This is a genomic window from Phycisphaerales bacterium, assembly GCA_016699835.1.
Classification (GTDB): Bacteria; Planctomycetota; Phycisphaerae; order Phycisphaerales; family UBA1924.
In genome coordinates this window covers 3,016,285-3,030,414 of record CP064987.1, presented here as the reverse complement: position 1 = coordinate 3,030,414, position 14,130 = coordinate 3,016,285, and the positions used below count along the sequence as shown (strand labels likewise).

General features: G+C 66.2%; 11 protein-coding genes and 1 tRNA gene. 5 read left to right on the top strand and 7 right to left on the bottom strand.

All coding sequences use genetic code 11. The annotated features are described in order from the left end of the window. Positions 1-5: 5 nt before the first annotated feature. Complete coding sequence (locus IPK69_12575; protein ID QQS08798.1) at positions 6-1,016, bottom strand: hypothetical protein; 1,011 nt, start codon at positions 1,014-1,016, stop codon at positions 6-8. 172 nt (positions 1,017-1,188) lie between these two features. Here IPK69_12575 and IPK69_12570 point away from each other — a divergent pair, with 172 nt between their 5' ends. Continuing rightward, complete coding sequence (locus tag IPK69_12570) at positions 1,189-2,652, top strand: radical SAM protein (GenBank protein QQS08797.1); 1,464 nt, start codon at positions 1,189-1,191, stop codon at positions 2,650-2,652. Between the two features lie 628 nt (positions 2,653-3,280). Here the strand turns inward: IPK69_12570 and IPK69_12565 are convergent. The 5 genes from IPK69_12565 to IPK69_12545 form a co-directional block, all read right to left on the bottom strand. Next, entirely contained in the window at positions 3,281-4,111 is an 831-nt protein-coding gene (locus IPK69_12565) for an MBL fold metallo-hydrolase (GenBank protein ID QQS08796.1), read from the bottom strand. A gap of 48 nt (positions 4,112-4,159) precedes the next feature. Further along, positions 4,160-5,239, bottom strand: a complete 1,080-nt coding sequence (locus IPK69_12560; protein ID QQS08795.1) for a DMT family transporter — start codon at positions 5,237-5,239, stop codon at positions 4,160-4,162. Between the two features lie 93 nt (positions 5,240-5,332). Beyond that, positions 5,333-5,405, bottom strand: a tRNA-Ala gene (locus tag IPK69_12555). Between the two features lie 68 nt (positions 5,406-5,473). Further along, a complete protein-coding gene (locus IPK69_12550; protein QQS08794.1) occupies positions 5,474-6,982 on the bottom strand; it encodes a M20/M25/M40 family metallo-hydrolase in 1,509 nt (502 codons plus the stop codon). Between the two features lie 171 nt (positions 6,983-7,153). Further along, entirely contained in the window at positions 7,154-8,029 is an 876-nt protein-coding gene (locus tag IPK69_12545) for a hypothetical protein (GenBank protein ID QQS08793.1), read from the bottom strand. A 577-nt stretch (positions 8,030-8,606) separates the two neighbouring features. On the opposite strand from IPK69_12545, the gene IPK69_12540 reads away from it, so the two are divergent. The 3 genes from IPK69_12540 (at position 8,607) to IPK69_12530 (ending at position 11,051) form a co-directional block, all read left to right on the top strand. Next, a complete protein-coding gene (locus IPK69_12540; protein QQS08792.1) occupies positions 8,607-9,257 on the top strand; it encodes a hypothetical protein in 651 nt (216 codons plus the stop codon). Positions 9,258-9,530: 273 nt separating this feature from the next. After that, the gene (locus IPK69_12535; protein ID QQS08791.1) at positions 9,531-10,247 is read left to right on the top strand and encodes a hypothetical protein; all 717 of its coding nucleotides are present in this window, start codon (positions 9,531-9,533) and stop codon (positions 10,245-10,247) included. Positions 10,248-10,370: 123 nt separating this feature from the next. Continuing rightward, a complete protein-coding gene (locus tag IPK69_12530) occupies positions 10,371-11,051 on the top strand; it encodes a hypothetical protein (GenBank protein QQS08790.1) in 681 nt (226 codons plus the stop codon). A gap of 146 nt (positions 11,052-11,197) precedes the next feature. On the opposite strand, the gene IPK69_12525 is transcribed toward IPK69_12530, so the two are convergent. Continuing rightward, complete coding sequence (locus IPK69_12525; protein ID QQS08789.1) at positions 11,198-12,952, bottom strand: M48 family metalloprotease; 1,755 nt, start codon at positions 12,950-12,952, stop codon at positions 11,198-11,200. Positions 12,953-13,088: 136 nt separating this feature from the next. Here IPK69_12525 and IPK69_12520 point away from each other — a divergent pair, with 136 nt between their 5' ends. Further along, a complete protein-coding gene (locus IPK69_12520; GenBank protein QQS08788.1) occupies positions 13,089-14,069 on the top strand; it encodes a D-glycerate dehydrogenase in 981 nt (326 codons plus the stop codon). The last annotated feature ends 61 nt before the right edge of the window (positions 14,070-14,130 follow it).

Sequence of the window (14,130 nt, the reverse complement as noted above, 5' to 3'; positions counted from 1 at the left end):
TTTGCTCAGAATCGTCCCTCGATGCCGAACTGGAACGAGGGCGTGATGTCGGCGTCGTGCTCGAAGATGGTGTTGCCATTGGGATCATCGGCCCGGAGTTGACGCCACGCGGGGACGATCACTCGGACGAACGCTGAGCCTTGCTGGTCGAAGTTCCACGTCGCGCCGAGGGAGATCGGGATCGAGGACTCTTCGCCGATGCCGCCGGGGTTGGGGCCCTCATCATCGAGGCGGAAGCGTTCGGATTCATACCCGGCCCGAAGGGAAAAGGTCCACTGCTGGCTGGGCGAGTATCGAAGGGACACCCCGCCGCCGCCGGACTCGCCACCACTGCCGAGGGACCATTGATCGTCGAACTTCCAGGTGATGGTGGGCAGCGGGATAACCAGCGTCGAGTCTTCGAGGCGTGTCGAGACCGCCACGGCGAGTCCAACATCCAGACTCTCGCTGACCTTGTACTTGAATCCGACGAGGCCGCCATAGGTGAGCGTGTCGCCGAGATCCGCTCCGAGCTCGCCCGTGGACTGGATCTTGGCACCGACGAGGTACGACCAGCCGTCGTGAAGCGGCGCGGAATAGAACGCTTGGATTCCGTGCGTGCCGACGGTGTCCCAAGGGTCGCCGCCGCCGAGGAGCGTCTGGGCGTCCTTGAAGGAGTAGAACGTCGCGGCACTCGAGAGTCCCACGCCGAAGGCGCTCCCGTCCGCGAAGGGCTTGATGACGTTGAACTCGTAACCGGCCTTGCTCGCGGTATATTCGGCCGGCGAGTTGTCCAACCCCGCGGGGAGCATCACCGTCGCGGTCAGGTCCACCGTCGCGATGTAGTCCGGGAGTTGAGGACGCGGAGATGCAGACTGAGAGTCCGCGGGCTGGGCCGACGCGTCGGGCTCATCGCTCAGCGACAAGATCGCCCGCGAGTCGGCTCTCGCCGTGGCCGCAACGAGAAGGAACAGGACCCCGGCGCTCTGTGCGCCGAATACGAGGGTGTTCGATCGTGTGCCGCTCGGTGTGAACATACCCATCTTCAACCAGCCTCCAATGCGTCTATTCGCTCTGCGTGTCCTTGGACCCCGCGGTGCGGAGATTCTACAGTCGCGCATGGTTTCATCGGCGAATCGTTCGGAACTGCCGCACACGACGGGGGTTGGGCATGGGGTTGGCGTTGTCGGCCCGAGAGAGGCATGTCGTTTGTCTACCGATCGGCACCGCGACCCCGCCCTCGACGAGATCCGTGCCAAGGTTGATCGGGGCGAACGGCTGACACTCGAAGATGGGCTGACGCTCTATTCGACGCGTGACCTCTGGTCCGTCCTTGAGATGGCCGACAGCGTCCGTCGACGCCTGCATAGCGATGCCGCGTACTACAACATCAACCGGCACCTGAACTATTCCAACGTCTGCGCACTCTCCTGCAAGTTCTGCGAGTTCTACGCGAAGAAGGACGATCCCAAGGCCTACACGCGCGACATGGCGTATGTCCGCGAGCAGGTCAGGCAGGCCGTCGAGGCCGGCGCGACCGAGATGCACGTCGTCGGCGGACTCCATCCATATCTGCCCTTTGAGTACTACACCGATCTCGTCTCCACCATTCGCGACGAGGCGAGAACTGGCGGCAGCGACCTCAATGTCAAGGCGTTCACCGCCGTCGAGATCGTGCACCTGGCGCGCATCGCCAAGGTCTACAAGGGTGCGACCGCGCCGGGCGAAGAGGGCGTCGCCGCACGGCGCGAGGCGATTCGAACGGTTCTCTCCCGCCTGAAAAAGGCCGGACTCGGCTCGCTCCCCGGCGGCGGGGCCGAGGTCTTCGACGATCGCGTCCACGACGAGGCGTACAAGGGCAAGATCCGCTCCGACGTCTGGCTCGATGTCCACCGCGTCGCCCATGAACTCGGCCTCAACACCAACGCCACGATGCTCTACGGGCACATCGAGAGCGCCCATGATCGGCTCGTCCACATGGACATGCTGCGACGCGCTCAGGACGAGGCGTTGACGAGGCTTTTCCAGGGCGGATCGGCTCTCCGAGCCGACAACTCCCCAGCCACCAAACCATCAGCACACACGAGTGCTCGCGACACCGACGCGATCGCCCGATCCACAGGCGGACACCTCGGCTACCGCGCCGACGCCGAGCATGCGCCGGTGGTCACGCTGACCAGACCGGGCGCGATCCTTCCTGAGCACTTCGCGTTCGGCCATTCGATACAAGATACTCCTCACACGAATGCTGAATCACGAATGCCGAATGCCGGCTACTACCAGACCATCATCCCTCTCCCCTTCTTCCCCGACGGCTGCGCCCTCGAGCACCTGCCCGGGCCCAGCGGGCTGGAGAACTACCGCACGCTCGCGATCGCGCGCCTCATGCTCGACAACTTCCCGCACGTGAAGTCATTCTGGATCATGCAGACGCTGCCCATGGCCGGGCTCATGCTCCAGAGCGGCGCCGACGACATTGATGGCACGGTCGTCTGGTACGACATCACCAAGGTCGCCCAGGGCGGCGGGGCCGAGAGCCTGGGGACGCACCAGGAGGTCACCGTGCCCGTGCTGTGCAAGGCGATCCGCGAGGCCGGGTTCACGCCGATCGAGCGCGATACGCTGTATCGACGCGTGGTGCGGGATGGGAAGTTGTGGAGTGTTGACGTGTGAATGGGAACGCACCAATCAACAAGGCCTTTCTCGTTGCCGGCCTGTCGATTTGTGCGTTGTGGATTTGTGCGATATGCATCAATGATGCAATGGGGTTGGGGTACACAGGACTGTACTTTCTTCATGGGCTCGCGGTTGCGTGCTACGCACCGCTGCTCTTCCTTGCGTCGCATCCGATTCAACGATACCGCGAAGGCCGAGCACTTCTTCTTGTCCTGGCTGGGCTCACACACTTGTTGGGCCCTTGGTTCTTTGCGTTTCCGCTTGTACTCGTTATCGATGGTTCCACGTTATTCCTGGCATTACTCGTGATTCCTGGAGTGATTCACACAATTGTGCTGTTCCTGACCTGCATGCCACGCGCGTGCGCATTCGTCATGATTTTGTGCGCAACACTCGCAATCGTGTTTCACAAGCAGAACTTGCATAACGATAAGTACATTTCCATACCCTTCGTCTTGATTCACTTCGGAGTCGCTGGCTCACTTGTTTTGCAAGCAGTACTCGCTCGCCGAAAGATACTCGAGATCTCTCGGATGCCATGCGAGTTTTGTGGCTACTCGCTTGTCGGACTGCCCACGACCGTGTGTCCAGAATGTGGAAAGTTCACAACGAGAACAACCGACGCTCAGGCGTAGAGCACCAACCCGTCAAACGCCAGGAACACACCCTCCGGCAATGAGGCCTGCGTCTCCTCGTGCTTGAGGTCGTGGGCCATGTGCACGAAGTATGTCTTCTCCGCCCCGCACTGCTCGGCGATCCGGATCGACTGATCCAGCGTGAGGTGCGTCGGATGGTGGCGATGGCGAAGCGCATCGAGCACGAGCGTGCGCACGCCGTGCAGGCTCGCCCACGTCTCCGTCGGCACCGCCGAGACATCCGTCGCATAGACCAGCGGCAGGAGGCTCGACGCCGTCGATCCGCCGTGAGTCTCCTCGCCCGCGTCGAACCGGTATCCCAATATCGGCTGTTTCCCATGCAGAAATGTGATCGGCGTGACGCGCAGGCCATGGAGCGTGAACGCCTGCATCGCCGCGACGCGGTGCGCGATCAGCGTCGCGACGAAACTGTCGTTCACATTCTTCTCTCGCTCGAAGATGTGCTTGTACACCCGCCGGAGTTGCTCCGTCGTGTGCGTGTCGGCATAGATATCGATCGGCGCGTGCTGCACGACGTTGAACCGGCGGACCTCGTCGAGCCCGAAGATGTGGTCCACGTGCGCGTGCGTGAAGAGGATCGAGTCGCACCGCTCGATCTTGAATCGCAGCACCTGCTGGCGAAGGTCGGGCCCCGCGTCGAGCAGGATCGTCCGGGGCAGGCCCTTCTCGTCGTAGACCTCGATCGCCGCGCTCGTGCGCAGTCTCTGGTCGCGCGAGTCGTCGCTTGTGCAGACGTCGCACGCGCACCCGATCAAGGGAACGCCCGCCGAGGTCCCCGTGCCCAGGAACGTGAAACGCATGAGGACAGCGTATCGCACCCGAATCGTGGGCTCGCGTCGACGCCACACTTATCGCGAGACCGGCTCCTCATCCTCGACCTCCGGCACCACCGGCGCGAGCGCCCCGGGCGAGACCGGCACCACCACGTGCCGCCGTTTCGAGAAGCGGCTCTGGATCACCAGCATCACGATCGCGCTCACCACGGCGAACCCGCCGAAGATCCATTGCAAGAGTGTGAACGACTCGCCAAAGAGGCGCATCGACGCGATCGAGACGAGGATCGGCTGGAGTTGGATCACGCCGGCCGAGACGGCGACGCCGATGCGCTTGATCGAGTAGTAGTAGAGCGAGTGCCCCACGCCGATGCCCACGACCGCCGAGATGATGAGCAGGATGAACTCGCGCGTGGGCATGGCGAGGACGGACCCAATGGGGTCGCGTGGCAACAGTCCGGCCGCCACGCCCTGGGGGATGACGCCCGCCGCGCCGACGCCCATCGCCACGAGCAGCGTCGCGATCATCGCGACCGCGGTGTACTGCGACACCACCGAGAACGCCAGGAGCGAGTGATAGTGGCTGAGCCGCCGGCGCACGCCGAGCGAGTACGCCGCGTACAGCCCGCCCGCCGCGATCGACATGACCACACCCGCGACGTGCCTCCCGCTGGACACGTCCAGCGACTTCTCGCCCAGAAGGATCGTCCCCATCGTCCCGACAAAGACGCACGCGATCGCCGCGATCATCTTCGGCGTGCGCAGCAACTCTCGCTCGGCGGGGATCAGCACCGCCGCCCCCGCCACGGCAAAGACGATCTGCAGGCGCAGGCCGAACGTCATCAATCCCGGGTCGATGAGGTACGGCGCGATCCCGAAGAAGACCTGGGCGACGACGTTGAACGCCGTGGGGACGAGCGCGTCCTTCCAGATCGTGCGCCCCAGCGTCCCTTTTCTCCAGGCCACGACGATGACCGGGAGCCAGATGAGCGCGGAGAGCGCATACCGCCACCCGTTCGCCGTGAACGGGTCGATGTCGCCGCGGAAGGAGCGCAGGAAAAGTGGCACACTCGCCCAACTCAGGAGCGTGAGGACGATGGTCACGAACGCGAGAAGCCCGCCCGTGTGTGGCGTGCCCGCTGCATGCGTGCCCACCGCCCCAATCGATCCACGATCGTCCGCCAACGCCGTCCACCTTTCCGGGTGCGGGCCGCTCGCGTCCGTCCGCGTGTTCGTCGGCCCAAAGAATGGAGCGGAGGAGACTCGAACTCCCGACATCTAGCTTGCAAAGCTAGCGCTCTACCAACTGAGCTACCGCCCCGACGGGCAAAGCATAGGACGCACGCCGCGGATCACCCGAGTCCCGCCCCCACCCGCCGAGCTCTCGCCTCACGCCGATTCCAGCCGGCCCTCGTTCAGCCTCATCAGCACCACCGCGATGAGCGTCGCGCGATCGACAAGGCTCGTCAGGTCGATCCACTCGTCGGTCGTGTGCAGCCCGCCGCCGCGCACGCCCAGGGTGTCGAGCGTGGGGAGTCCCGCGGCCTGCATGTTGTTCCCGTCGCAGACGCCCCCGGTCGTGGTCGGGCGCAGGTCCTCGCCGATCGCCGCCGCCGCGCCCATGATCATCCTCGACAGCGCCTCCACGCGCGTGTTGAGCGGCTTGGCCGGTCGATTCAGCGTCGCGTGCACGGAGATCGCGGGCAATCCGCCATCCATCCCGCCAAGATGCACCAGCCCCTCGATCGCCGCGCGAAGTTCCTCCCCCACCTCCGGCGTGATGTAGCGCACGTTCCCCCACGCGAAGGCCGAGTCGGGCACGACGTTGGTCGCGTGCCCGCCCTTGATCGGCCCGATGGAGACGATCCGCCCGCGATCGGCGTCGGCGTGCGACGAGATCTCCAGGATCGCCCGCGACAAGGCCGTCACCGCCGAGACGCCCGACTTGAAATCGCGCCCCACGTGCGCGGCCTTGCCCCTGACATCAATCCTGAACTGCCCGCTCCCTGGCCTGTGGGTCACGAGCCCCCACGTGGTGTCACCAATCGCTTTTATCTGCGGCGCCGGCTCGAACGCGAGGCCCACATCGGCGTTCCTCGCGGCCGCGCGGATCGCGGCGTCGCTGCAGAACGTCCCCGTCTCCTCATCACTATTGAGCACAAAGGCCCACGGCACGCGGATCCCGCACTCCTCGAGCGCCTCCAGGGCGTGCACCGCGACGACCAGCCCGCCCTTCATGTCCACGCACCCCGGGCCCAGGGCCTTCTCGCCGCGATCATCGATCGTCAGCGACGAGAACGCGCCCTCCACGGGATGCACGGTGTCGAGATGCCCGCTCAAGAGCACGCGCATCTCTCCCACGCCACCGCTTGCGATGCCTTTCACAGCACTCCCCATCCGATCCATCAGCAACGTCGGCTCAAAGAACTCCCCCCCGCCCGCGTCGCTCCCCCCCCCGCCCGCGTTGCTCCCCCCCCCGCCCGCGTTGCTCCCCTTCCCCCCCTTCGTCTCTCCGTCTCTTCGGAACTTCGTCTCTTCCCCCCGTCTCTTTGTCTCTTCTTCGCTCCCTCCCGGCGCGATCCACGCCGGCCTCGGGTCGCCCGCGATCACTCGTCCCTTCGCCCCGAGCGATTCCAGCCTCGTCGCGAGCACGGCGCGCAGTTCCGCAAGCCCCTCGTGCGGCGTCGATCGCGTCTCCACCGCGCGCGGGCCGGTGGGAATCCCGACCCAGCGCGTGAGGTCGTCGATCATCGCCGCGTGCCGGCTGCGGATCGCCGCCATCACCCGGGACTCGCCCGCGCTCAAGCCGTTCCCGCCCCCCCCCACGTTGCTCCCGCCCGCCCCCACGTCGCTCCCGCCCGCCCCTCCCGCGCTCAGATTCCGATTCGTTGTGGTCATGGAGTCAGCGTAGTGCGTGGAGGCCTGGAATGAGAGGGAATAGGGAATAGGCCATAGGCCATGGCACACGCGAGTCGTCGCCTCGCCCACGATCCCTTCCATGGCTCGTGGGGTAGGCGGTCCGCTTGCCTCTCCCACTTCTTCATCGCCCCCCTCTCACCCAATCCCCCCTCATCCCCTTCCTCTCCCCTCCGCGTCCTCGGCGTTCGTCTTGATGTCCGTCCCGCCCCCGGCCCCGCACTCGGGACACGCGGCCCCACTCGGCAGGCCCACGCGGCTGTAGCCGCACGTCACGCACTCATCCGGCCCGCGCCGCCGCCTGAAGACCCCGCGCGAAAGGAAGTACGCGGGGATGCCGGCAACCACAGCGATCATCCACAACGGGACCGCGATCAGGGCGGCCAGGAATCCGGGCTTTGCATCCGGGAACGAGAACACAGAGACGCCAAGCCCGCGGAATCGCAGCGGTATATCCGAGATGGTGTGCGTGTCCGACCACAGCGGCCTCGTTCTCGGATTGATGCGGCGTGCCTGGACCTCCCACGTCGACGGAAACGGATGCACCTCGTCCGCTGAAGCACCTGCGTCGAATGCTTGACCTCGGTCCGAGTCAAGACTCCACAGATCCACGACCGCTTTGCCCCGCATCATCTTGAGATCGACGCTGAACCAGCAAACGCATTTTGGGTCCATGGGAAAGGTTGAGTCTATATCGGTCGCTATGACCATCCCACGGACCGAGGGATTGATGTCCGACCGCTTTACTTGGAGAGCACCGCCTCGGACATACGACACCGGCCACGCCACCAGCGCGAGCGCGCACACCACCCCCAGCACCACCGCCGCGACCACGCGGGTCGCGCGGCGGACTCGTCGCCAGAGGGATCCCTTCCGCGGCGTGGCGGGCCTCTCGTTCATGGACGCCGCCGTGTTCTCGGGCGTGTCGGCCATGAGGGAACGGTAGACGGCGGGGCAAGAAGGCATCGGGGATCGGGCCTCGTGCATCAGGTCCACGCGCGACGGCACGTCGCCCGCGATCCCTTCCATACCTCGTGGGGCAGGCGGCCCGTCTGCCTCTCCCGCTTCTTCATCGCGCCCCTCTCACCCAATCCCCCCTCATCCCCCTCCTCTCCCCTCCGCGTCCTCTGCGTTCGCCTTCGAATGGAACCCGAATCGGCCTTCGTGATTCGTGATTCGGCATTCGTGGGGGAGAGAATGGTTCTCGGGGCTGGTGCTCACGCCCGCCAGCACTCCGATCCCGCCCCACACAACTCCGATGTGGGCCCACATGACTCCGATCTCGTTCCACATCGCTCCGATGTGGGGCGACATTGCTCCGATGTGGCCCCACACAACTCCTATGTGGCCCCACATCACTCTGATCTCGTCCCACATTGCTCTGATCTCGCCCCACATCGCTCTGATCTCGCCCCACATTACTCCTATGTGGGGCCACATCAGAGTTGTGTGGAGCGTCCGCGGGCCTTATTCGGCCGGAAACGCCACTTGGGCGGGCGGGACGCCGTGGCGCGCCGTCGGGACGCCATGAACGCCGGCCGCCGCCCTGATCCACGCGGTCCCGCTCGCTCGGCCTCACCCCGCCACGCCCAACGACCGATAGGTCATGGGCCGGGGCCCGCCCGCCATGATCCGCCGACGACTCCATTTCCCCAGGCGACCGAGCCGCACCGACGTCGCCGTGGGCGTGGTTTGGGTGGTGATGGCGATCGGCTGCGCGTTGACGCACCTGTACGCGTTGAGAGTGTCCAAGCGGTTCGGCACCGAGCCTCGGAAGGACATGCCCCAGTTCGCGCAGATCACCCATACGCGTGCGATCATCATCGAGCGTGGGATCGTCGGGTTTGACCTGACCGATCAGTACTATGAGTATCCCAATGGCCACTCACTCCGGTGGGATCTCGTACCGGAATGGCGAATGACCACACGCCGGTTGTTCGAAGTATCGGCCTTCGGCGGCTGCGGCGGTGTGCGTCGGCGCGCCGTCGGTGCATGGTCATCGCCGATCGCCTCGATGAGGGCCTTTGAGCACCAGGGCGTCGCCATGGAAAGCATGGAAGTTCGCCTGAGTCTCTGGCCGATCGTCGCCATCTTCGCGCCCTCGGGCCTTCTCTGCCTGCGCCGGCTCACGCCCAGGATCCTCCCGCCCGCCGGGATGTGCCCGTCGTGCGGCTACAACCTGAAGGGCCTCGCGATCGGGGCCCGATGCCCCGAGTGCGGACGGCTCGAGCCGCACGAGACGAGGATCGCGGCCTGAGCGACCGCTATCACGCGCCGATCTCCGGCGATCACGCCCGACCCGGCCCACGCCCACCCCGCCACACACCGGCTCTCACCCGCGATGGCCGAAGAAACGCGGCGAGGCGAAGGCCCATCGCACAGGCCGGGCGAGATCCATGACGCCGGTCTCCAGAACCACAGAGTCAACGAAAGATTGGGGAACGAAACCCGGCGCGCAAGCGTCCAAGCCTCCATCGGCCCGCGCGGCACCCCGCGACCCACGGCCGCCACGACCCCGGAGGCGAAGACGATGGACCAGACCGCGATCGCCACGCCGGGAACGGCGCACACGAGCACGAGAGGCACGGGCCGATGGCGGCGGATCCGGCGGCGATGCCGCGCGGTCGCGGCCGCGATGCTGGGACTTGTGTGCGTCCTCGCCCTGATCGCATGGCCGATCACGCACGTACGGGGTGCGAACTTTGTGCTTCTTGAGACCTGGCGCGACAGTCCGCGACACACAACGGAACTCCAAACATGCTTTCATGAATCACCGAATGTGAATGAACTCACATTCGAGGCCGCGCGAGGATCGATCGGTGTTGCCGTGCTCGCTGAGCACAGTCAAGACTCGTGGAGGTGGATAGGCACCAAGTACAACCGGACGTGGTGGAGAGAAGTGGTACTCTTCACACCGGAGACGCCGCCACTCTCCGAGTTGATCAACACCGCCACGGTGTATGACTGCGTCACGTCGATCGCCGGCCTCCAGTTCACCTCTGCAAACTCCTGGACTCCTTTCGACCATCGGCGTGCGGTCGTGATGCCCCTCTGGATGATCGCCCTCGCGAGCGGCATCCCGGCATTCTTCCTCTCGCGCGGCGTCTACTGGCGGCGGCGAGGAACGAACGAGTGCATGACATGCGGTTACAGCCGCGTCGGCCTGCCGACAAACGCCGCGTGTCCCGAGTGCGGGGCAACACCTTCGACCGCGTCGCTCGACGAGACGTCGCACAGTGCTCAATAGGCTCCACTCATGAGCGACAGTCTCGACATCACGCCTGCGACGCCAGTAGGAACGGGCACTGCCGAGAAACAACCGTCGCGTTGGCGACGACTCCGGCGGCAATGTCGCACAGTCGCGGCCGCGATGCTGGCACTCATGACAATCCTCGCACTGGTGGCGTGGCCGATCACGTTCTGGCGGCAGGTGACATACCAATTCAGAGCGTTCACGCCGAACCATCCGGATGATCCTCTCGTTCGACAGTACAGGAACATTTCCAGTTGGCCCGACGATGACATTGTGGAGCCGGACTTTCGCATGATCGCAGTCATATCGCGCGGCACGTTCGGCGTGACGCTCCATCACATTCGCATCACGAGCCCATTCGAGTACGTCCTGACACCAGTAGGCAACTCCGACCCATCGGGGTGGGCCGTCAGCACAGCAAAGCCGGTTCGAGTTTCCTTGAGCCGCTTCACCACCAACAGCGTGCACAACCGGCTTGAGTTCTTAGGACTGTGTGTGACGACTGTTCGCTCGCGCATTGTTGGACAGGAAGCCGAAGCCGTGGCCCTACCCCTCTGGATGATCGCCCTCGTGACCAGCATACCGGCGTTCTTCCTCTCGCGCGGCGTCTTCTGGCGGCGGCGCAGGCCGGACGAGTGTAGGAAATGCGGCTACAGCCGCGTGGGACTGCCGATCAACGCCGCCTGTCCCGAGTGCGGTGGCGCGCATGGAGCCATGGTCAAAGCGAACGCCGAGGTCACAGAGGGAAGAACAGAGATCGCGGAGCGGGGAGGGGGGGACGCGGAGGGGAAGGGGTGACAGGGGCGGATTGAAGGAGGAGTAGACACCGGCGGGACGCCTGTGCCACGAGGGAAAGGAGAGATCGTGGGCGGAGCCGTCGCCCGCGTGCCGGAAGGACTCGGGCCCGGGGCCCGGCCCCCTCTGCCCATGGGCCGTCTCTCCCCTCACCCCATCCCCACCAGCACGCTCGCGCCCCCGCCCACGATCCACGCGGCGGCGATCATGAGTTTGATCCGCCGGACCTCGCGGTCGATGGGCAGGTGGTCCGTGCGCAGGCCCTCGAGCCGCGCGATGTGGGAGAGGCGAGTCGCGATCGAGCCGTGGCGCAGGCCATGCCGGGAGATCGAGATCCCATTGAGCGACGCGACGGCGCGGAGGGCGGACCCGAACGCCTCGATCGCCGCCGGCCCGATCATCGCGGGGGCCGGGCGCGGGGGACGCTTGTCGGCCTCACGCGGCGTCTCGCGCGTGGACACCGGCGCGAGCGACGCGGCGCCCGCGAAGACGGGAGGCTCGGGGGCGATCGCCGAGGGAATCGAGGGGAGCTCTTCCCGCGGAGGAGGCCACAGGGAGGAGATCGGGGGTGATTGGGAGACGCTCGGCGTCGGGGGGTGAGAGTCACGCGGGGGGGGGCGGGTCTCGGCCATGTGCCGGACCGCGAAGGCATCGGCCTGCCACTCGAAGCGCCGGCTCACGGGCCCAAAGACCACCCACACGCCCGCCAGCCACGCCAGCATCGTCACGCCAAGGTCGATCGGGCTCACGTCGTCATCACCCGCGGCCGCGGGCGCGTCGGCCGTGTCCGATGCACGACGAGTGGCGGCGTCGCCACGCTCGATCGCGTGTGGGTTGAGCCCGATCGCGGACGCGTCGCGACCCATGATTGCCGAGGTGAGACGTGAGACGCCCATCGACACGCCCGACCCCAGCAGGATCACCCCCATCACGCCCCCGATCAGCCAGGGGATGTGCCGGAATCTCACGTGCGCGATCTCGTGCGCCGCGACCGCCTCGGCCTGCGGGCCCGTCAGGCCGTCGAGCAGGGCGTCGGTGAAGAGCATCGAGCGCATCGGCCACGCCAGGCCCATCACCGCGCCGTTCACCATCGTGCCGTGCGTCTTCCACAGGAGAATCCGCCCCACACGCACGCGATACGCCCGGCACATCGCCCGCACACGCTCCAGGAACACCCCCGACGTGAGCGGCACCGTGTCCCACACGAGCGGGATCAGGAGCGGCGTGCACAGGAAGATCGTGGCCGTCCCCGCGAAGGAAAGCATCGCATGCCACACGGCTGGAGAGACGCCCGACGGCGCCGGGATCCCGCGATCCTTGGTCCACACGCCACCCCAGAAGACGAGGATCTCCTGCCACGCGATCAGCATCATGAGCGGGATCAGCACGATCAGCACGCGATGCCGGATCGCCGCCCACACGAACTCGCGGCGCGTGGGCCCGCGCACGACCGGCTGGCCCTCGTCGAGACGGCGCACGAGGCTCGCCTCGCGCAACCGGCGCTCGATCGGCTCGTACGACCACCACGACCACGCCATGACGAGAAGAGCCGGGAGCATCGTGACCAGTTCATCGAGCGCGACCCAATCGCCCAGTGTGTTCCGGACCACGTCCAGCCAGCCGAAGGCCAACACGCTCACGGCATAGATCAGAGGCGCGAAGATCCGCGTCAAGGACGCCGCCCGCTCCGCCCGGACCACCGCCGACGCCGACCCCGATGAGTCGATCCGCCGCCCACACGACGCGCACACGAACGCGCACACGCCGCCCGCGATCACCAGCGGCACGATCGACGACAACACCGTGAACCAACCGTTCGACGAAGGCCCGCCCGTGAACACGACCGGAAACTGATCGTGCAGGTGCACGGCGGCGAACATCACGATGATCAGGATCTGGCCCATCAGCCTCCATGCCGGACGCGAGATCGCGTGTGCGCCGAGCCTGTGACCCGCCCGAGCGCCCGCAATCACCACGATTCCGGGCACAGTAGCGCCGATCCGCGACGCAACGACTCGCCCACTATCCTCGTGCACGACCATGAGCGATACCACGACGACACTCCCGACCATCGCCATCACCAGGCGACTCCCCGGCCACGTCCACGTGCCCGGCGCCACCATTCGCATGCACGAGAGCGAGCGCGCCATGCCCCGCGACGAACTCCTCCGGTTCGTGCGCGGAGCCTCCGCCGTCGTCACATGGGTATCCGAGCGCGTGGACGCCGCCTTCCTCGACGCCGTCGGCCCGAACCTCAAGGGAATCTGCAACTACGCCGTCGGCACGGACAACATCGATCTCGCGGCCTGCAAGGATCGGGGCATCATCGTCACCAATACGCCCGACGCCGTCACCGAGGGGACCGCCGACCTCGCGTTCTCGCTTCTTCTCGCGGTCGCGCGGCGCCTCGTCGAGGCCGACGCCTACGCACGGTCGGATCTCTACCCCGCGCAAGGCCCGCTCGGGCCCACCGAGTTTCTGGGCCTGGATCTCACCGGCAAGACGCTCCTCATCGTCGGCGCCGGGCGCATCGGGCGTGCCGTCGCGATGCGCTCGCTCGGCTGGGGCATGCGAGTGCTATACGTCGCACGCACCACGCACATGGACTTCGAACTCGCGCCCCTCGCCGGCACACGCGTCACGCTGGATGAAGGGCTCGCCGCCGCCGACGTCGTCTCGATCCACACGCCGCTCACACCACAGACGCGAGGCCTCATCGGCGCCCGCCAACTCGCGCTCCTCAAGCCCACGGCCATCCTCATCAACACCGCGCGCGGGCCCATCGTCGATGAGGCCGCCCTCGTCGAGGCCCTGACCCACAGGCGCCTCTGGGGTGCGGGCCTCGACGTCTTCGAGCGAGAACCAATCGTCCACCCCGGCCTGAAGACACTCACCAACGCCACGCTCACGCCCCACATCGGGAGCGGCGCCATCCGATTCCGCGAGATGATGACACGCATGGCGCTCGCGAACGCCGCGGCCGTCATCGCGGGACACGAGCCGCCCAATCGCGTCTGCTGACCGCGGCATAAATCGCTATCAGACGAGCCGCCCCCGTTCCCGCGACCCCACCGCCGGTTCG

What these genes read in the sequence shown, in the direction of transcription:
- IPK69_12575 (QQS08798.1), bottom strand. Translation starts at nt 1,016, where the DNA reads ATGTTCACACCGAGCGGCACACGATCGAACACCCTCGTATTCGGCGCA.
- IPK69_12565 (QQS08796.1), bottom strand. Translation starts at nt 4,111, where the DNA reads ATGCGTTTCACGTTCCTGGGCACGGGGACCTCGGCGGGCGTTCCCTTG.
- IPK69_12550 (QQS08794.1), bottom strand. Translation starts at nt 6,982, where the DNA reads ATGACCACAACGAATCGGAATCTGAGCGCGGGAGGGGCGGGCGGGAGC.
- IPK69_12545 (QQS08793.1), bottom strand. Translation starts at nt 8,029, where the DNA reads ATGGAAGGGATCGCGGGCGACGTGCCGTCGCGCGTGGACCTGATGCAC.
- IPK69_12540 (QQS08792.1), top strand. Translation starts at nt 8,607, where the DNA reads ATGGGCCGGGGCCCGCCCGCCATGATCCGCCGACGACTCCATTTCCCC.
- IPK69_12535 (QQS08791.1), top strand. Translation starts at nt 9,531, where the DNA reads ATGGACCAGACCGCGATCGCCACGCCGGGAACGGCGCACACGAGCACG.
- IPK69_12530 (QQS08790.1), top strand. Translation starts at nt 10,371, where the DNA reads ATGCTGGCACTCATGACAATCCTCGCACTGGTGGCGTGGCCGATCACG.
- IPK69_12525 (QQS08789.1), bottom strand. Translation starts at nt 12,952, where the DNA reads ATGGGCCAGATCCTGATCATCGTGATGTTCGCCGCCGTGCACCTGCAC.
- IPK69_12520 (QQS08788.1), top strand. Translation starts at nt 13,089, where the DNA reads ATGAGCGATACCACGACGACACTCCCGACCATCGCCATCACCAGGCGA.